Below are 18,187 nucleotides of genomic sequence, written 5' to 3'. Positions count from 1 at the left end.
ACCTTCAAGCGGCTGTCATTCCGCCGCATGCGAACCTTTGCGGAGCAAGCATAACGCCGCGAAGGCCATCAAGCTCAATGCAGATGAAACAATGAGCACGCGGCTTCCAAGCTGATCGATCAGCAGGCTGAAGGCCAACGGCGCCATCGCTTGAGAGATGCGCGCGGGCGCACCGAGAATGCCGAGGCGATAGCCATAATTCTCCGCACCGAAGATCGCGAGCGGAAGCGTGCCGCGTGCGATGGTCAGGATGCCGTTTCCGGCACCATGGAAGACTGCAAAGACCCCGGATGCGCCTCCTCCGACAACTGCGAGAATGCCGACGCCCACCGGATGGGTCAGGCACGCCAGACGCGTTGTGACCAATGGGTGCAGCTTGCTCAGAAAATTTGCTTCCACAATCCGAGCGAACACCTGGGCTGGACCGATCAGCGCACCGGCGCTGATCGCCTGAACACTGGTCGCGCCCGCGGCCTCCAGGATACGCGGCAGATGCGCAGCCATTGCGCCGGTGACGGCCCACGCAGTGGCGAATGCGAACGCCAGGAGGACCATTGTGCGATCGATTGGAATGTGGGGCTTGAGCGCGGCGACGTCTTTCGAGGAGCCATCTTGAACCGAGGGCAGGAAAAACAAATTCAGCGGAAGGCCAATGAGAACGTGTGCTGCCGCCCAAGCGAAACAGGTATTGCGCCAGCCGATCGTCTCCAGTCCCCACGCCGTCAGCGGCCAGCCGATGGTGCTCGCAAAGCCCGCCAGCAGCGTGATGCCGGTGATCGCCCGCCGCGCCGATTGGCCGTAGATGCGGCCCAGTGCAGCGAATGCGGCATCATATAGACCAGCGCCCATGCCGATGCCGAGCAACAGCCACGCTGCAACAAGAACCCAAATGGAATAGGCACAGCCCAGTAACGCCAAGCCCGCAGCCAAAATGACGTTCGACATCGACAGAACCTGCCGGCCGCCGACCACATCGATGCGGCGTCCGATCCATGGGCCGAGCAATCCGGAAATGACCAGCGACGCGGAGAAGGCCCCGAAAATCCAGTTACTCGACACGCCAAGATCGCGCGCGATGGGATCAGCCAGAATTGCTGGAAGGTAGTAACTCGACGCCCAAGCCAGTGTCTGGGTGGTGCCCAGAGCAAGAATGATCGGTAGCTGGCGTTGGCTCATAATCCTGAGACGATCTTTCGAAATATCACCCAAGTTTCTCAGCATCACATACTTCGACGCGTCCCGATATCGAATCGCGACATGCCTCCGATGCGCTTTGCCGGAGAGCGCTTCTTTCAACAGAAAAACATTGCGCAAAAGAATAAAGCCGCCTCGCGCCAAGCAAAGCGGCTTTATTCGAGAAGTTGAGAGTGCCCCGAGGCTTAGGCCGCGCGTACCGTCGCGAGGAAGTTGTCGACTTCAGCGCGCAATGTTCCGGCCTGACTGGCCAGTTCATCGGCGGCACCCAGCAAGGTCGATGCGGCAGACCCGGCAGCGTCGACGGATTCGCTGACGCCGGCGATGTTGTGCGCGACATCCTTCGCCGAGCTGGCCGCTTCCTGCACGTTCCGGGTAATTTCCTGCGTCGCGGCCGCCTGCTCTTCCATTGCGGATGCGATCGAGGTTGAAATCTCGTTCACTTCGATGATTGTGCTTGAGATGCGCTTGATCGCTTCGACCGCGCCCTGGGTCTCGGCCTGGATGGTCGCGATTTGAGATCGGATATCGTCGGTGGCCTTCGAGGTTTGGGTTGCCAGCGTCTTCACCTCGGACGCCACGACCGCAAAGCCCTTGCCCGCTTCGCCTGCGCGGGCCGCCTCAATCGTCGCATTCAGCGCCAGCAGATTGGTCTGGCTCGCGATGTCATTGATGAGCGCGACGACTTCACCGATCTTGTTCGCAGCCTCGGCCAGGCCCGACACGCTCGCGTTGGTGGTCTCGCTCTCCTCGTTGGCCTTACGGGCAACGACCGATGCTTGAGTGACCTGACGGCCAATCTCGGTGATGGACGAGGTCAACTCCTCGGACGCCGCAGCAACGCTTTGAACGTTGGCAGTCGCTTCCTCTGCACCGGCAGCGACGGCACTGGCCAATTGCTTGGTATCTTCGGTGCTTCCCGACATGGTTTTCGCCGTGTCCTGCATGGCGCTTGCAGCGCCCGACACTGCGCTCACGATCCTGCCGACGCGGCTTTCGAAGCTGTCAGCAAGCTCACGCATCGCCTGCTTTTTCTGCTCCTCAGCGCGCTCGCTCAACAGTTGCTGCTCTGACTGGAGCTGGCGCATCTGCGCGGTGTTGCCTTTGAAGACTTCCAGAGCCTTTGCCATGTCGCCGATTTCATCGGCGCGGGACGCCTCGGTGATGTCAACCGACAGATCCCCATCGACGAGTTTCTTCATCTTGTCGCGCAGGCCCGCGAGACCTTTGTTGATGTCCCGGCTCAGCAGAAACACCAAACTACCTGCGAACAGAAGAATGATGGCGCCCATGCCGGCAAGCTTCAGGAGGGCCTCGTGGTAATCGGCGTCGATATCGTCAACCCAGACACCAGTCGTGATGACGAGGTTCCAAGGCTTGAATTTCTTGCCATAGGTCAACTTCAGCAGCGGCTGAGTCTGCCCCGGCTTGGGATAATCGTAATACGATATTCCCTCGTCCTTGCTGCCAATGGTATCAAGCGTATGCTCGAGGATGTATTTTCCGTTCGGCATCTTGGTCCCGCGGGATCCCTCGACTTTCGGGACCGAGGCGTTCATCGTCCAAACGCCTTCCAAGGTGCCAATCGCCATATAGCTGCGGTGATCGTCGAACCACATCGCCCGTGTGCTGCTGTAGAACTGCTTCTGCGCATCTTCGAGCGAGAGCTTTCCATCCTTGACGTTTTGTTCAAGCGACTTTGCCAATTCAAAAGCCATCTCGGCGACGGCGCGCAGCTTATCGATGCGGTCTTCCATCATGCGCTCGCGGAGAAGCGTCGTGGATACGCCAATCGCCAATGCCAGGGAGCCGGCCGTGAGCGCCAGAACCAAATACAGCTTGGTCCGGATCTTGATTTTGTTGAAGAAATTCACCGTAGCCCCCAGAAACGCTATCAACTTCGTGACAAACTGCCACGGTTACCTAAAGACGACGTTAAGGCTTCCTTATCCGTGGCACGGAGAACTGAGCGGAAATATCTCTTCTGCTTGTCAGTCGCATATAGCGAAAATAATCGCGTTAACTTGAGACTATCGTCAATCAGCACGCGGATGACGAGCGATACTGCTCAACACACAACACGACGACTGATCGGATATTGCCCGAGGGATGCCAAGATGGAAGTCGCCGGCCTGGTCCTTCCCGTGTTTGCAATCATCGTCACCGGCTGGCTGGCCGGTTGGTCCGGCTACATATCCCGCTCGCTGGCCGACGGGCTCGTGCACTTTGCCTATAACATCGCCATGCCGGCGCTGCTGATCGTCACCATCGCGCAGGAGCCGGCGCGTAATTTCCTGGAATGGCGCTTTCTGCTGGCGTTCGGCGGCGGCTCCGCCCTGTGCTTCGGACTGGTATTTCTGGTAGTCCGCGCCGTCCGGGGGCGCGATGTCGCCAGCAGCACGATGCATGGAATGGCCGCAGCGATGACCAACACCGGATTCGTGGCATTGCCAATCCTGCACGCAATCTACGGCCAGCCTGCAATTCTGCCCGCCGCCATTGCGACTGTGTTTGTAGCGGCGGTGATGTTCCCCACGGCCGTCATCCTCTTGGAAAGTGAGGGACGCGTCGCGCACGAGCAATCAGCGCGTTCGGTCGTTCTGATAAAACACATTGCGCTCAATCCAATGGTGCTATCAACCGCGATCGGTCTGGCGTGGGCGATCACAGGCTTGCCAATTCCTGCTCCGGTCGCAGCCTATCTGAACATCTTTTCAGCCGCACTCACGCCTTGCGCGCTTTTCGCGATAGGGCTTGGTCTATCGGTTAAAGACGTGCGCTCGAATCTCGCAGCCTCCCTCGTGCTCGCCGCCGTGAAGCTCGTGATCATGCCGTTGATCGTCTACGGACTGTGTATGGCCTCGGGCCTTAATCCGCTTTACACGATCGCCGCTGTTATCTGTGCGGCCGTGCCGACCGCGAAGACGGTGTATATCCTGGCAGGGGAATACAAGGTGGAGGAACCGCTGGTCGCGGCCACGGTTTCGATCACAACGTTGCTGTCGGTCCCGACACTGCTGGTCTGGCTCTATGTGCTTTCAAGTGTCGCTGCACGGGCGGGCTAAACGTTCTTTATGCCGAAACGTTACGCAACCAGGCTTTTCTCCTTCAACAGCGCACCGGCAGCGCCGCATACCGGATCGACGTTGCGTCGGCACCGACGATGGCAACGGTTTTCGGCGCGGGATTAAGCTTCGTCGCCACTTCGAAAAGCGATTCCGGAATGACTTCGCTCGACTTCGGCCCCATCGGCATAATCTGGAAGTATCTATCGTAATTGAATTGATCGTTCACGCCGACGCCGAACATGCTCATCATCGTAAGCTGCTTCTACATCACAACCGGCGTGGCCGGTGCAATCAGGTTGGTGCCGCACGGAGAGACGACCACATTCACTTTGTCGACTTCGATCAACTTGGTTTAGATGCCAAGGACATTGGTCGGGTTGCTCTGGTCGCCGTACCGAACCAGTTGAACCTTGCGTCCCAGCAGACCGCCTTTCTCGTTGATACGATCGGCCCGTTTGCTCATGGTGACGAGAACCGTCCGGCCGCTTGAACAGCGACCGGACACCGTGAGATTGGTTACGCGGGCTTCCAGGCGCCGGCAGCAACGAGCTGATCCATCGCCTTGTCGGTGAATTCAGCCTTCGGCCCGTTGCCGCCGATCACGAACATCAGGATCGCTTCTTCGTTGGGATCCCCGTCGGTGACATTCTCGAAACGGCGTGCGCAACCCGCGGGGAAGGACACTACATCGAACGGACCCGCGTCGACGTAGTCGACTTCACCCTTTTCATTTTCCCAGCTGCACCGCCACTTTCCGGTCATCGGGATAAAGGTCTCGTTCGTATCGTGGTTGTGCATCATCGGTCCATTGCCGGGCTTGGCGCGGCAATATCCGAGATTGAATCCTTCAGAGATCGGAATCGCCGCGAGACGCGAGGCATCATCGCCGACCGGCGAGGTCACCGCTCCACCCTCGCCCTTTGGCGGCTGAAAGCCGATCACGTTGTAAAGCTTGCGGATACAGCCCTTCATCTTGCTATCGGGCAACCCGCCGTCAGAACCTTTGAGATCTTTGAAAAATGCCACTCGCTTCATCATGTCGGCGCGGGTCAAGCCGAAACGCGGCAAAGTCTCCATCGTCATCTCCCTTGTTTTTGTACCAGCCCTCGGAAAAGGCACGGCACCATCGTATTAATGGTCATTCGACCAATAAATCCTCATGGCCTATTGGTCAAGTGATCATTATAACTTTTGAGACTGATCGGTTATGGTTCGCCCTCGGCGAGCCTTAAGTGCGCCATGCAAACGATGGATGCGATGACAAAGACGACAAAGCAGGCCGGCCCGGCGGAACGGAAGTCGACGCCAAAACCTGCAAAGAAAGCAGCGAAAGAAACCATTGAAAGGGTTTCCAGTCAGGCCACTCGCCGATCTGTCAGCAGCCCGGTAGCAACGGAAACGAAGGCAATACCGCACCGCACTCGACTCTCGCCTGATGAGCGCAGCGATCTCATCGTCCGCGGCGCTATTCGTTTTTTTGCCGAACGCGGCTTTGGCGGTCAGACGAGGGAGCTCGCGCAACAGCTCGGAATCACGCAAGGGTTGCTCTATCGCTACTTTCCGACGAAGGATCTTCTGATTGAGCGAATCTACGAAGAGCTATTCGTCAAGCGCATCAGGCCGGAATGGGAGGCCGGTTTGAGGAACCGCGCGGAGACGCTGTTACAACGGCTGATCAATTTTTATCTGGATTATGCGACCATGCTGCACGATCACGAGTGGGGTCGCATCTATCTGTATTCGGGTCTCGGCGGCGCCACGATAGCCAAACGGTTCGTTCAACAGACGAAGCAAGGTCTTTTCAAGCGCGTGATCGCCGAACTGCGTCATGAGTTCGGACTGCCTGATCTGGACGCCGTTCCGATGACCGAGCCGGAGACAGAACTTATGTGGAGTTTGCACGGCAGTATTTTTTATATCGGCATTCGTGTGTCGGTTTACGGTGTTCCACCACCCAGCGATATCCCGGCTACCGTCACCCAGCTCGTTGAGCAGTTTTACGACAACGCCAAGCTGATCATGAGGACACGGACCCCAACGCAAAGCCGTCGCTGAAATTGGCTCGCTGCCTCTAGCCGCGTCGCGGCCATACGAAGGGAGGAGCGACTGAAGCTCGCTCTCCGCGTTGTCCTTGACCTGCAGTATACCGAGACTCGTGCAGCACTTAGAAACCGCGGCCTGGAGCGCGGGAGCGGCGGTTCTGTTTGAAGCCGTCGTCTCCCGCGTATAACTCTTAGCTCAACCTGAGCACCTTTGCGGCGGTCCGCCCCAATATGTCGGCCTTATCGTCATCACTCAACGACGAGCAAGCGAAGATGTGATCGACGGGCGCCAACTGCCATGGATATGGATAGTCGCTGCCGAGAATGATTTGATTTGGACCGACCTGCGCAGCCAGATGCCGAATGGCTTCGGGCGTAAAGACCAGCGAATCGAAATAGATCTGCTTGAGATATTCCGACGGCGCCTTTTTCAGCTTGATGCTGGGGTCGCATCCTTTCGGACCGACCAGACAGGCATGATCTGAGCGGTCGGCATATGACGGCAGATACCCACCGCCATGCGCGGCAATAACCGTCAGTCCAGGAAAACGATCGAACGTCCCCTCGAAGATGAGATGAGACAAGGCGATCGTGGTTTCGAGCGGATTTGCAATCGTGTTGGCAAGCCAACCATTTCCAGAGAGCCGATTGTTCAACTCTGGGATGCCCTGCGGATGAATGAAAAGTGGCACACCCAACTCTTCGGCCTTCGCCCACACCGGGTTGAATTTCGGATCGGAAAAGTTCACGCCGTTAACGGCGCCGCCGATGGCGGCCCCTTTGAGGCCCTGTTTCTTGACCGCTGCTTCTAGTTCTTGAACCGCGAGATCTGGAGCCTGAAGGGTGAGCGATGCGAAAGCTGCAAACCGCTCCGGCTTCGACGCGCAGAGCTCAGCGAGCTTCTCGTTCTGGATCTTGACGATTTGGCCTGCCAGGTCGCGATCGCGGTCGTACCAGTAGGGGTTAATTGACAGAACCTCGAGATCAACAGCTTGAGCATCCATGGCGGCGAGCCGCTTGTCGATTCCGATGTAAACCTCGTCTCCTCCGTTGATCGGAAGGACCTGTATTTTCTCACCCTCGGCCCCGAGCAGTGCGGCGGCTTCTCGAATGTGGCAATGCGCGTGAACGTCGATGGTCTTGATGCGCTTACCGTTGACGCTCACCGGCAATTTCTGCCGAGATTGTTGCGCGCCGGCCTTGTGCATCATGCCACAGCCACAAAACATCACTCCGGCGACAGCCGCCGCGCCGTGTTTTAGAAAGCTTCGTCTGGTGGTCATGATAAGTTTTTTCCCTTTCAGTCTTCTTGTTTGGTTGACGTTCTTGCTAGCGAAACGCTCGAAATGCCCGTCAGATGATTATTGTCGATCTTATCGTCAGCGAGACTCACGAGAAATCGGATCGGACAATGCCATTGAGACGATCCAGGATCAAAGACACGAAACCGTGTCGAGTTGCTCAAAGCTCAACGCTGCGGCAGCGTGATCAAGCTGAGAGACTGTTTTAGAAATCGCGGATCGAACGTTCTGCGAAAAAAAGACTCCCACACGCCATGTTTCGGAGCCGTCGTTGTGATGCGAAACCATGGTCTGGGTATGGCCTTCGGCACATTTCAAAGTCCAGAAACAGTGGGCTCATGAATCAGCCTGCCGACGAAAATCACGGCATGAACCACTGTTAGCGTTGTTTCTTTCGAAGAACAGTATCAGAATTGCAAAGAGATCTTTGCATCTGCCTAAAAGATTGCATCAGCGAAACGATTATTCGCTGACGAACTCTTTGGCTCGAGGCGAGGAACAAGACACGCGCCCCCTAACCGTCTTCCGATGGCGATAGAACGAAAGCTAGTTGGGATCGCGATGGCTTTTCGCGTCAGATTTTCAAACCGCGACTTGGCGCAAGCCGCGTCGCGCACAATCCAAGATTGAGGGTCTCAGCTCCGTCGCGAACGATTGCACGCCTCACCCGCATAGCAATCTGCCCCTTCTGCGAACTGGGGCTTTGGCCGAGAATCAAAAAAATGATCGATTGTGAGATTGATGGTGCCCAGGGGCGGGCCAAGATAAAGGTTACAAATCAAACGCTTGAGCCAGGTTGGTCCCTCGCGACCGTCCCATATTGTCTTAGGAAGTTGAATCGGTGTGACCCACTAGGATTGTCGCAATCCCCCTGCTCGTACACACGATGTTCTGCTAGTGCCCGTCTGTTCCTGTCCAATTTCGACCGCTATGGCTTAGTTTGATTTTGGGAGTGGCCCGTTTTGAATTTTGGCGTTGGGCTTCATTCGGTATCCGACGACAGCCCCCACAATAATGCTCGCAAGCAAGAATAACGGTGCTGCTAGGACTAAGATATAATAGTCCGATGCCGAACTATTATATTCGGGCTCGCAGGCGCCGCACTTAAGATACAGCGTCAGCATGAAGAGCAGAACCATCGCGACAAATGACATGATTGTCGTCGCGCATCCAATTGCAACTCTCATAAGCCAAGTCGGCATGCACTATTCCTAGAAAGGCCGCCTCAGTGGGCGGCCTCACTCGCTTGCTATTACTTTATTACTCGCTTCGTTCACACCGTAATGGTGGTTAATCGCTGATTGGCGTCGTCGCTCCGCGCGAGAAGATGATGCGCGTCAGGCCATCTTCCTAGTTTCTTCTTGTCCGATTGTACACGTCACTCACGAAATCTTCAGCTCGCCGCTGAACTGAGCGGAGTTTGGTCATTGCATCCCCGAACGTGCGGCTCTTAAAGAGCACCTCATTAAGATCTTCATTGAATTGATCGACATCAAATCTTAAGTCGGTCATATCCCCAAACGCAGCAGAGGGGAGGAGCATCTCAATGTTTCTAATCGTTTGACGAGCATTCATCGTTGCCATGTCAAGGTTGGACAGTTGGTGATGGACTTGTGAAAGCAGTCCTTGGGAGAGAAATACCGCTGATCCAAACTTTGGAGTTTCACTAAGCAAGTCGACCTTGCCGAGTTCTTGGGCTCTGCCCTCTTCCAAGATACGAAGTATATTTTCAACGGCCTCAAAGACGTCTTCGAGTTGTCTTCGAACAGTCCTTAAAGCAGACCGCACGAGCTCGGCATTCTCATCGGATTTGGCGCGGCTATTCCCTTTAAACGATAGCCACGTTGTTGCGAGCGTCGCCACGCTCGAAAGTACAGAGAGTGACTGGATCACGACATCAAAAAAATCTGGATCGATCTTGTGATCCGTGTCTGCCTTCAAGTTCACGATGCTTCCCCCAACCTCTTTTCGCTTGATGAGTCTGCGCCGAAACGGTAGAACAATGCAATGTCAACCTTTTATCGGTTGCATCCAATCCAGATTTTATCTACAAACAAGTAGCCTCATCATTTGCGTATGCGCCGCGTGCCATTAGGCCGGTGCCAAAAACTACCAAGCTAACTACCCTGCCCGCCGCCGAACAGCGGTGGTGTTTTGCGTTCGTTACCAGCCGGTGTGCCCGGCAGCACAATGTGTGAAAAGGATTCTAGAATGACCACCAGTAGAATCTGCGGGCTTACGGACCGCAGCGACTATGAGATTCCCATCGAGGAATTGCGCGCCCGCACTGCCCGGCTGCGTGGGCCGCAAAAACCATATGCAGCCCCGTCGCAAGGCAAGCCGCCCCGCAAACATCTGCCGCTCATTACTGGCCGAGTTGCTAGCCGCCTAGTCCGCCTAATGGATATCGCTGCTGCACGAGATGAAGCTGCCGAAAAGGCAGCTAACGAAAACGGCCGCAAATTAGGACGGGCCGCGTAGATACCGAAGCAACGCCGGGACTTTTGCGTTGAATAGCCAACCAAAAAAACGTTGGCATTTTTCAAAGGAAGCTAAATGACTAAATCTAGCTCCACGGTTGTGGAGAGCATTGATGCGCGTGAGTTACCAGACAAAAATCGAGTTCAATTCCATCCCCTTATTAATAGCGTAATTTCGGCATGGAAGGCCCCCTATGATCTGCCGAAGTTGTACGGCATCGCATTCGAGTGTGGCCAATTACTACGCCCATACCAGTTCCAACGGATTGATCTTGAAGATCTGCTAAAACATCACGCGGGCGCGCGCCTCTATAATAAGGAATACCAGGAACAGAGCATCAACGAAACCATTTCGCGAGGCTTAGCCGAGGGTGAGGCGAGCGGTCAGCCCGCTAACGACAATCGAAAGAAAATCGATCTCACTCCTCCAATGATGCATCCGGCTCCGTTTACACCGCAAGCGGCGGGCGGTCTCCTCGGCGACATCGCTCGGCACGTGAATGATACCGCCATTATACCTGTCCCGGAGTTGGCACTTGCATCAAGCATTGCTCTCCTTAGTGGTATCTTTGGAGATCGCGCGCTCGGCCCAACACGCAGCGGCATCAACCTATTCATGACGACAGTTATGGGTGTCGCGAGCGGTAAGGGGCACGCGCCTAAATCGATTATTAATCTCGCACAACTTGCTGGGCGACCCGGTGCTGTGACGAACGGAGACCCAACGTCATACGCGGCTATCGAGCGGATGCTTCGAAGAAACAAATCTACTGTGGTAGTAATGGATGAATTTGGCATCACGTTGCAGGATGTTAACTCACGGCACAGTGGAAACTCGGCGTCAGCCTCCATCCGAAAATTCATTCTCGCAATTTACGACCAAGCTGACTGTATGTTTTACGGTCGCCAATACGCTTCTGAGGACACAAAGAAGGACGACGGCCCCATCGACGGACCCGCCTTAACGGTCCTCGGAATGACGACGGCAAAGACGCTTTATGAGGGGCTTACTCCGGATTCTCTAGGCAACGGGTTTCTCAGCAGGTTCGTCTTTCTTGAGGGCACTCATCCTAAGAATGTAAGTGCTCCCAAACTCGGTCAACGGGCGGTTATCCCCTCGGAACTCGTGGAGCGCTTAAGGAACGCCTCGGAGGCGTTCCCTGTCGCTGAAGGAGACGGCAATCTACTTTTTCAAAAGAAAACGGTAGTACCGTTCATGGAGGGCCAAGAAGGACCGGCTTATCAGCGTTGGGCAGAAATCTTTCAGTGGCAACATGCCCAAGTTTGGTCCCAGGTAGATCGGGATATCAACGGGCGCGCTGCTGAAAACACGATTCGGCTAGCTACCGTTCGTGCAATCTCCCGAAACGCGGCAACTCCAACGATCGATCTCGACGACATTGAATGGGCATGGGCCATCGTCTATCGCTCAATTCAAGTTATCGGTGATGGTGTATCCAAGTATATGTCGGGTTCAACCGCTGAAGCATTGCGTAAGGCCGTGGCAGGCGCACTTTCCGACGCTCCGGATCAGACACTTGCCTGGTCGCATCTTCTGCAACGGCAGTATGTTAGCCAAGCTGAAGCCGACGATGTCTCAAAGGCGATACAGTGGCTCATCGACACCGGCCAGGTCGTAAACCTAACCTCACCCGGTCAAAAGCCTGGTGCTCGCGCTCGATTCAAACTTGTGAAAAGCAACAACGCGTTCCCAACTTGTTAGAGAAGGCCGGGCACTCGTTGTGAACTTTTGGCTAGTTGTGAGGCATTTCAAAAGTTATAGCCCCTCCGAAAGTCCCTGAGACACAAGCTCTTCTAATATTAAACACCCCAATTTTCTTACTACTTTTGAACTTGTCCCGACTCCACGGATTCTGCGGTTCCAGGCATTTTTCCGCCGAACACTAGCCACTGGGACAACTTCACAAGTTCACAAGTTCATAGAAAGCAGCACTCATGATTCAATTGGACTACCACAGCATTGAAGACATCGACGATTGTGACGAAGAACAGATTCACCTTCTGGCGCGGGATAATGAGACTGGGACATGCGGTTGGCATTGGGTTTTCCGTGAGACCCTTGCCGAGGCCGGACGAGATGACTTAGCAAGCTACGGCTTGGCAGATGCGGAGCACGCCGGATGAAGTATGCCAACGACAATTTCCGCACCCGGCGCATTGCCGACCCCTTTCACCGCCTCTTTGCAGACGGTGCATTGGACGCCGATATCGCCCGTAATCATGCGCTACACGCAACCGGCGAGCGGTACCGCATCGACTTCGATAAGACAGGCCGTTCAACCATTGCCAGCCCAGACTACGCCAAGCCTCAGGTATCCTGTGGCCGGTACGATCCCTATCGGGACCTATCTTCAGGTGAACGCATCCTTGATAAACATCGACCATTTTACAGCGCCAGGAACGCCCTGCAGGCGTTAGGGCTCGCCCAACTAGTAGACGATATCCTGCTTCACAACAGGCCCGTAGAAGTGGCTGGCAAGGCTTACAGTAGTCGCAATCAGCCTCAACAGGCACGTGCAGCAGCCATAACGGCCTTGGTGATAGCCCTGCGTGTGCTTGAGCGGCACTACGCTTCTGCCCAGGCCAGAGCTGCCTAAATTTCGTATCCCGTGCACGGAATCGGTCGATGCACGCGGTTTCGAGGTAATGTGTAATTAGTGATTAGTGCGAACGCAGTTCGTTCAATTCCTACTTCCTTTGAACTAAGGACCGTCCCGTTCACCGCACGGGGCGGTCCTTTCTTTTTGGCCATGTCACCCACACACATGGATTCACAACGAGGAGCTAATGATCACCTATAAGGCTAACGTCGCCTGTTCTGCGACGGATACGCCATTCCGCACACTGCAAAGCTACTACGAGCGGGGCATCATCAAGCCCCAACCCTGTGATGTCGCAGCAAATGGAAGCGGCCAAAACCGAGGTTATTCGCTTCGTCGCCTCTATCAAATCGCTATCACCACGAAGTTAGTATCGCTTGGTATCTCGGCTTCGCGCGCAGCTGAAGCAGCGTTCATGTTCAGCGACCGAGGTAATCAAGGTCGCGAGGTGGGCGAACCATATCCGCTGGGACGAACTTTTCTGGTTGGGCAAAAACGCTCTTTCTATCACGTGATCTGTGTTGATCCCGATCAGTCGCTAGACGACGTCCTTCCTAAAGATGGCGCGGTCTTCGTCATTGACTGCGGCAAGCTCGCAGCAAACGTAAAATCAAAGCTAGGTATAAATGAAAAACATAATGAGTCTTGAGGAAGCATCGCCGCGTATCCGCGAACTTCGAGCAAGGCGAAATGATCTATTTGCGAAGTCCGCAAAATTGAAATCTGAAATCGTGAGTATTCGCGCTCGACAGGACAACCCACATCTTGGGTCGGCGATGTCAGACCGAGTAGCTGAGCTTGTCGGAAGCTAAAATGACAACACAATACAACGTCCGCCCAGACAGCGAACGTCTACAGGATCTACTGTACGAGTTAGATGCTCATAACAAAGCCATCGACAGAATCGATTCCGAAATTATCAACGAAGAGATCAAAGCTTCTCGGATCGTCTGCGAGCACGCTGCCCCCGAACACTCCAGACTGGCGAAGAAGTTTGCAGCCAAAGCAATTGAACTTCACGCGGCGCATCAGGAATACTTGCAGTTTGTTTATGCGGTTGAGAACACTGGCGCGAGGCTATCAGGTCTTGGCCGTGTAAGTCCCTACTACCTCGGTAGCCCGACCGACTCCTGTGGCTTCTACAATCACGTTCTTAGTGAATTCGTGGAGAACGGTCACATCAAAAAATCTGACATCCCAGAGAGCGTGCGCTGAGTGCCCAATAAGATTGAACTAGATCCTCGGGACATGCGCGCGCTTGAGCGAATCCAAGCTCGTCTCGATCGAAATCAACGAGGCGGCGTGTGGAACACGATACTTGATGATACCAAAGGCCGCGCATTGATGGGGCAGTTCGCCGCCTTCGGCGTTCCATTTTACGATCAGATTAAAGAACAATGGTATTTGCTTGAGAATGATTGCTTTGGAGATTTAAGCAAACAGATCGTTGAATTTCAGTTTGCCCATAATCCCGCGACAAAGGCGGGCGATACAACCAACGCGCTTGAGCTTTATCAGGATGGGCGTTTTTGGTTCGATCTCGATAAAGCCGAGAATGGGCGCGGGCCATTGATCGCCACCCTATGTGCATCCGGCGCAGCAAGCTCAATATCCATCGGCGCAACGCTAATGGAAACGCGCGTTGAAAATGTCGACGGCGAGAAGGTGATCGTCGTCACCAAGGCCAAGCTTAACGAAATATCGCAAGTTTCAGACGGAATGGCTGGTGATAACGCATTCGCGGTCGTCGTCGATGCTGAAAATACCCAAAAGCCTAGCGATGAAATACGCTCGGACGTCTATGACCTGCATCACAGGTTTCACAGACTCTCGCGCTCAGTAAAAGAACTGAAACAGAAGATTCGAGATGCAGACCCGAAAGCAAAGTACGAATTCACGTTGTCTCAATCTGCTCGGTGGCAGTCAGAACAGTACGACGCTCTTGTCGAAGAGACGGAGCACCTTCATTACCTCTATTAAAGCGCGACTGCCGCGTCATGACCGGTCGGCCTGCCTTGGGTAACGGGCGGGTCGACCTAGTGTTTGGATCATTTAAGAAAGAGAAGATCGATTGAAGATAGATTGCGGAAGTAAATTCATATTTGAAGTAGCAGAGAGGAAGGTGGCGGCGATCCGAGAAGTCAAAGGAATTTCCACGACGTTTGAATTGCACCCGATATTTAATCCGCGCAATTCAGCCGTAAGACCTCTGCCGGTGAGCCTTACCTTCCAACACTCTGGTGGAGATATCGATATTGGATTGGGTGATTTGGTCCAGGTCGAGCTAACAAAAGCCGCTGATGTAAGCGTAAGACAAAGTGCCGCTTAGACCACCACAGTACAAACCACGACAATGGAAGCCATACGTTGATACGCGCCCTAACGCACGTCAACGTGGCTACACATGGGAGTGGGAGAAGGCAAGCAAGGCGTACCTTGCTCTACCTGGCAACGATTTGTGTGCATGTGGATGTAAGAAGCGTGCCAACATGGTCGACCATATCGTGGCACATAAAGGCGATATGAGATTGTTTTGGGATCGTAGTAATTGGCAACCATATCATACGACATGCAACAGCAAAAAGGCTGCGTTGTATGAAGGAAGCTTTGGAAGATCAATGAGATCGGATGCTGAAGGTAGGGGGCGGGTCAACTCTCTAGCGATTTAGGGGACTGGACCGGACGGGTAGGCAAACATTTACGAGGCTTTCCCCGATTGAAAACAAATTTTTGGAAACATGATCAAAACGAAGCCTGGGGCTGAAAAGCCGCCAAAACACCTGCGTCCTGAGACATCGCGGTGGTGGGCCGAAGTGCTCGCAGAATTTGCGCTCGACAGCCATCACATCCGTCTCCTCACGAAGGCTTGCGAAGCATGGGATCGCAGTGAAATGGCCCGGGAGGCCATTGCAAAGCAGGGCTTAACTTACACTGATCGATTTGGCGCACCCCGCGCTCGACCCGAGTGCGCTATTGAGCGGGATTCCCGACTGGCATTTGCGCGGCTCGTCCGGGAAATCGGGCTCGACGTATCCCCGCCGAGCGAAAGCCGACCAAACTCGCTTCGAGCAAATAGGAGCAATTAATGCCGGTACGTCGAAGGAACGATAAGCGGCGGGATGCGGTTGATGAAGACACACTGATGTGGCTGCATGGTAGTGACCGCTCCTGGTTTCAATTTGCATCATTCGAGGAGCGGAAGGCTTGTTGGGAAGCCCACGGCGACCCCAGCGTAGCCATGTGGGACATGAAAGAGAATACGAATCCGCGCGCCTTGTAGTTTCGTATCAACTGTCCGCCGATCAATGACTAGAACGGAATTTCATCAACCTCGGTTTCTATATCAATCGGAAAGTCGAATGTTCCATCCGAGGTTACGATTCTGATCATGGCCCGCCCCGATACTCGATACCTATCTTTTAGCTTCTTCCCGGACGAAGCAAATTCAAGAATCTTCCGCCCAGTTATCTTTATTTCGGCCCAAGAGGTCCCTTGGACTCTTCTCACTGGGGACCTCACAAAGTGACTGATTTTATAACCGTCAAAATCGACATCCCGTGATGCGCAGTCCTGCCCATCTTGTTTAAAGAACCACCCCTTCCCAGTGATGAAGTAAATCGCCTCGATTTCTGGCGAAGGCCCCGCCGTTTTATTGCTTAAGTCGAAAACTAGATCGACTTCTGCATCGGCGCTAAATTCATCCTTCTCAAGCAATCCAACGACCCGATTCAATTTCACGGTTATGACGGATTGCCTATTTTGTATCACCGCCTTTAGCGAGACTAACTCCCTCTCGAGCATTCGCCTCAAGTTCTGAATGGAATCCCCATAGATAACATGACGATGGTGTTTCAAATCGAACGGGATGTCATCTGCGTTTGAAGTCAGAAGCAGGCAGGTCTTGCCTTTGGCGTGCGCATAACCAGTTTCATAAAACACGTTAGGATTGCGACCCGTCATGTCGGAAATAATGATATCCGCCGCATCGATCTGTCCGTAGATGCGTTCCAAAATATTCTCTTTGTGAAAAATTTGCTCATCGACGCGCTCAGCTTTTACGCCAACGGCTTCAGCGGTTTCCTTGATTCCAAGACGGTAGATATCGTCAAAATCCGCATCAAACGGCATTAAAACAAAAGCAAACATATCGTTTCCTGAGTTCGATTCACCAAGCTATGAGTTCTGCGCTCTTCGCCGTTGATTGGCAGTTACAGCATCCTTGAGGCCCTTGAACTCCTGACACTCTTCAAACGGCAAAAATGCTCCACGGAAGACGTTTGTGCGATTAATGATCAATGGCTCATACTCGGACGGCAGCTTGCGATTATCGATCTTGAGAAGCAACCGAAATCCTGAAACACAAAAACCATACGTGTTGAGGTTGAGGTCGAGGTATTTGAAGCGCATCGGATAATAATTGATGCCGCTGGGGTCGAGATTCTTACTTGAAAAGCGCGAAACAACTAGTTCGAACTGGCGGAAGTCGGATAAAGGTCGTGACCCAAACAGAACATCGCGCGCCAAGTTTTCGTATGGCCCTAAAGAGACCTCAGAGAACGCTTCGCGTTTACTGATTGAGGCACGCCAGATAACCGAAAGCGCAAATTTACTGAACCGGTTACAATCGACCGTTGTGTCAACAAACAGCTCCTCGTTCACAGCACGAAATGGTTTGATTCTTTTGGTGACATCCAGTGCGTATTCGTCATCCAGGCCAAGGACGTTGTCACACCTCTCGCATAGGATAGAAGGATCGAATTCTCCTAATTGAGGATTTGCCTCGCGAACACGATTGCCAGCAATCTTAATGTTTTTGCCATTAGACGGTCTAATCAGGCGACCAAAACCGGCAGGTATTATGTGAGCCTTGATGAGATCGGTGGATTGGCAACCTAGCCCGTGGCAATTCATGAGACGTATCCCGCCATATACCACCCCTCCAGCTCACTTTTCTCAATTGTTATCTTTCGAAAATAGCGCCCACTGACCTTCGTGCGGCAGAAGATATTGAAGTCGCATAAATGCATTGGCAGTCCAACTTCCTGATTTAGGGATGTATAAAAATGGTTCGAGGTCACGATTCCTCGCAATAAAATACCGGACGCTCGCTTTGGAATTTTCCGGACCCAGCAGTACGTAAACGGTTATCTGATCTAGACCCTTATCCTTAAAGCTCGATTGATTAACGTACCAAGGCGCGGCCCGAACCGTCTTTACTTGAACTTTTTGTAGATGCTCGGCGTCGTGTTCTCCGACCAAGATGTCGTATCCCTTGGTGTTTCTGTCTGCGAGTTGCGCATCGAAGCCCCTGCGCAGCAATTCGCCCATAACGAAATATTCGCCCGCATTACCCGTAGGAATTCCAGAACGACGCTTTGTTCTCGGTAAATCACTCATAGAGATCGACCCGATTCGATCCATCCCCATTGGCTCGCGAGGATGACCTGTCCCGCTGCAACTTCAGCCGATAATTGGCGTCTC

Annotated in this window: 18 protein-coding genes; 9 read left to right on the top strand and 9 right to left on the bottom strand. The window is 53.8% G+C overall.

Annotated features, from left to right (window positions below; all coding sequences use genetic code 11):
* Positions 1-15: 15 nt before the first annotated feature.
* Positions 16-1,176, bottom strand: coding sequence for an MFS transporter (locus ACZ5C3_RS03150; RefSeq protein ID WP_464038243.1), 1,161 nt, complete (start codon positions 1,174-1,176; stop codon positions 16-18).
* Between the two features lie 203 nt (positions 1,177-1,379).
* Complete coding sequence (locus ACZ5C3_RS03145) at positions 1,380-3,068, bottom strand: methyl-accepting chemotaxis protein (RefSeq protein ID WP_464035190.1); 1,689 nt, start codon at positions 3,066-3,068, stop codon at positions 1,380-1,382.
* Positions 3,069-3,311: 243 nt separating this feature from the next.
* Here ACZ5C3_RS03145 and ACZ5C3_RS03140 point away from each other — a divergent pair, with 243 nt between their 5' ends.
* The gene (locus ACZ5C3_RS03140; protein ID WP_464035188.1) at positions 3,312-4,259 is read left to right on the top strand and encodes an AEC family transporter; all 948 of its coding nucleotides are present in this window, start codon (positions 3,312-3,314) and stop codon (positions 4,257-4,259) included.
* A 43-nt stretch (positions 4,260-4,302) separates the two neighbouring features.
* On the opposite strand, the gene ACZ5C3_RS03135 is transcribed toward ACZ5C3_RS03140, so the two are convergent.
* Positions 4,303-4,512, bottom strand: coding sequence for a hypothetical protein (locus tag ACZ5C3_RS03135; RefSeq protein ID WP_464035186.1), 210 nt, complete (start codon positions 4,510-4,512; stop codon positions 4,303-4,305).
* 266 nt (positions 4,513-4,778) lie between these two features.
* Positions 4,779-5,339, bottom strand: a complete 561-nt coding sequence (locus ACZ5C3_RS03130) for a cupin domain-containing protein (protein ID WP_464035185.1) — start codon at positions 5,337-5,339, stop codon at positions 4,779-4,781.
* Positions 5,340-5,501: 162 nt separating this feature from the next.
* Here ACZ5C3_RS03130 and ACZ5C3_RS03125 point away from each other — a divergent pair, with 162 nt between their 5' ends.
* Positions 5,502-6,317: a TetR/AcrR family transcriptional regulator gene (locus ACZ5C3_RS03125; RefSeq protein WP_464035183.1), complete on the top strand. Its 816-nt coding sequence runs from the start codon at positions 5,502-5,504 to the stop codon at positions 6,315-6,317.
* A gap of 178 nt (positions 6,318-6,495) precedes the next feature.
* On the opposite strand, the gene ACZ5C3_RS03120 is transcribed toward ACZ5C3_RS03125, so the two are convergent.
* The gene (locus ACZ5C3_RS03120; protein ID WP_464035181.1) at positions 6,496-7,587 is read right to left on the bottom strand and encodes an amidohydrolase family protein; all 1,092 of its coding nucleotides are present in this window, start codon (positions 7,585-7,587) and stop codon (positions 6,496-6,498) included.
* 1,368 nt (positions 7,588-8,955) lie between these two features.
* Entirely contained in the window at positions 8,956-9,552 is a 597-nt protein-coding gene (locus ACZ5C3_RS03115) for a hypothetical protein (RefSeq protein WP_464035179.1), read from the bottom strand.
* Between the two features lie 264 nt (positions 9,553-9,816).
* Between ACZ5C3_RS03115 and ACZ5C3_RS03110 the strand changes: the two genes are divergently transcribed.
* From ACZ5C3_RS03110 to ACZ5C3_RS03080, 7 genes are all read left to right on the top strand, one after another.
* A complete protein-coding gene (locus tag ACZ5C3_RS03110; protein WP_464035177.1) occupies positions 9,817-10,086 on the top strand; it encodes a hypothetical protein in 270 nt (89 codons plus the stop codon).
* A 75-nt stretch (positions 10,087-10,161) separates the two neighbouring features.
* Positions 10,162-11,808, top strand: coding sequence for a YfjI family protein (locus ACZ5C3_RS03105; RefSeq protein WP_464035175.1), 1,647 nt, complete (start codon positions 10,162-10,164; stop codon positions 11,806-11,808).
* Between the two features lie 418 nt (positions 11,809-12,226).
* Complete coding sequence (locus ACZ5C3_RS03100) at positions 12,227-12,703, top strand: hypothetical protein (protein WP_464035173.1); 477 nt, start codon at positions 12,227-12,229, stop codon at positions 12,701-12,703.
* A 190-nt stretch (positions 12,704-12,893) separates the two neighbouring features.
* Positions 12,894-13,355: a MerR family transcriptional regulator gene (locus ACZ5C3_RS03095; protein ID WP_464035172.1), complete on the top strand. Its 462-nt coding sequence runs from the start codon at positions 12,894-12,896 to the stop codon at positions 13,353-13,355.
* Between the two features lie 164 nt (positions 13,356-13,519).
* On the top strand, positions 13,520-13,921 hold the full coding sequence (locus ACZ5C3_RS03090; protein ID WP_464035170.1) for a hypothetical protein: 402 nt from the start codon (positions 13,520-13,522) through the stop codon (positions 13,919-13,921).
* Entirely contained in the window at positions 13,922-14,686 is a 765-nt protein-coding gene (locus ACZ5C3_RS03085) for a hypothetical protein (protein ID WP_464035168.1), read from the top strand.
* A gap of 758 nt (positions 14,687-15,444) precedes the next feature.
* A complete protein-coding gene (locus ACZ5C3_RS03080; protein ID WP_464035166.1) occupies positions 15,445-15,792 on the top strand; it encodes a P27 family phage terminase small subunit in 348 nt (115 codons plus the stop codon).
* Between the two features lie 223 nt (positions 15,793-16,015).
* On the opposite strand, the gene ACZ5C3_RS03075 is transcribed toward ACZ5C3_RS03080, so the two are convergent.
* Genes ACZ5C3_RS03075 through ACZ5C3_RS03065 form a run of 3 tightly spaced genes read right to left on the bottom strand, consistent with a single transcriptional unit; the run spans position 16,016 to position 18,103 of the window.
* Positions 16,016-16,852 carry a hypothetical protein gene (locus ACZ5C3_RS03075; protein ID WP_464035164.1) on the bottom strand — a complete coding sequence of 279 codons (837 nt, stop codon included), beginning with the start codon at positions 16,850-16,852 and terminating at the stop codon, positions 16,016-16,018.
* Between the two features lie 27 nt (positions 16,853-16,879).
* The gene (locus ACZ5C3_RS03070; RefSeq protein ID WP_464035162.1) at positions 16,880-17,617 is read right to left on the bottom strand and encodes a hypothetical protein; all 738 of its coding nucleotides are present in this window, start codon (positions 17,615-17,617) and stop codon (positions 16,880-16,882) included.
* A gap of 42 nt (positions 17,618-17,659) precedes the next feature.
* Positions 17,660-18,103 carry a PDDEXK-like family protein gene (locus tag ACZ5C3_RS03065; RefSeq protein WP_464035161.1) on the bottom strand — a complete coding sequence of 148 codons (444 nt, stop codon included), beginning with the start codon at positions 18,101-18,103 and terminating at the stop codon, positions 17,660-17,662.
* Between the last annotated feature and the right edge of the window lie 84 nt (positions 18,104-18,187).

It is taken from the genome of Afipia dichlorophenoxyacetatis, from assembly GCF_055386385.1.
Note: the sequence above shows the minus strand (reverse complement) of the source record. Positions and strands in the feature narration are given on the sequence as shown.

Coding starts and splice junctions, on each gene's coding strand:
- ACZ5C3_RS03150 (WP_464038243.1), bottom strand. CDS start 1,176: ATGAGCCAACGCCAGCTACCGATCATTCTTGCTCTGGGCACCACCCAG.
- ACZ5C3_RS03140 (WP_464035188.1), top strand. CDS start 3,312: ATGGAAGTCGCCGGCCTGGTCCTTCCCGTGTTTGCAATCATCGTCACC.
- ACZ5C3_RS03135 (WP_464035186.1), bottom strand. CDS start 4,512: ATGATGAGCATGTTCGGCGTCGGCGTGAACGATCAATTCAATTACGAT.
- ACZ5C3_RS03130 (WP_464035185.1), bottom strand. CDS start 5,339: ATGGAGACTTTGCCGCGTTTCGGCTTGACCCGCGCCGACATGATGAAG.
- ACZ5C3_RS03125 (WP_464035183.1), top strand. CDS start 5,502: ATGCAAACGATGGATGCGATGACAAAGACGACAAAGCAGGCCGGCCCG.
- ACZ5C3_RS03120 (WP_464035181.1), bottom strand. CDS start 7,587: ATGACCACCAGACGAAGCTTTCTAAAACACGGCGCGGCGGCTGTCGCC.
- ACZ5C3_RS03110 (WP_464035177.1), top strand. CDS start 9,817: ATGACCACCAGTAGAATCTGCGGGCTTACGGACCGCAGCGACTATGAG.
- ACZ5C3_RS03105 (WP_464035175.1), top strand. CDS start 10,162: ATGACTAAATCTAGCTCCACGGTTGTGGAGAGCATTGATGCGCGTGAG.
- ACZ5C3_RS03100 (WP_464035173.1), top strand. CDS start 12,227: ATGAAGTATGCCAACGACAATTTCCGCACCCGGCGCATTGCCGACCCC.
- ACZ5C3_RS03095 (WP_464035172.1), top strand. CDS start 12,894: ATGATCACCTATAAGGCTAACGTCGCCTGTTCTGCGACGGATACGCCA.
- ACZ5C3_RS03090 (WP_464035170.1), top strand. CDS start 13,520: ATGACAACACAATACAACGTCCGCCCAGACAGCGAACGTCTACAGGAT.
- ACZ5C3_RS03080 (WP_464035166.1), top strand. CDS start 15,445: ATGATCAAAACGAAGCCTGGGGCTGAAAAGCCGCCAAAACACCTGCGT.
- ACZ5C3_RS03075 (WP_464035164.1), bottom strand. CDS start 16,852: ATGTTTGCTTTTGTTTTAATGCCGTTTGATGCGGATTTTGACGATATC.
- ACZ5C3_RS03070 (WP_464035162.1), bottom strand. CDS start 17,617: ATGAATTGCCACGGGCTAGGTTGCCAATCCACCGATCTCATCAAGGCT.
- ACZ5C3_RS03065 (WP_464035161.1), bottom strand. CDS start 18,103: ATGAGTGATTTACCGAGAACAAAGCGTCGTTCTGGAATTCCTACGGGT.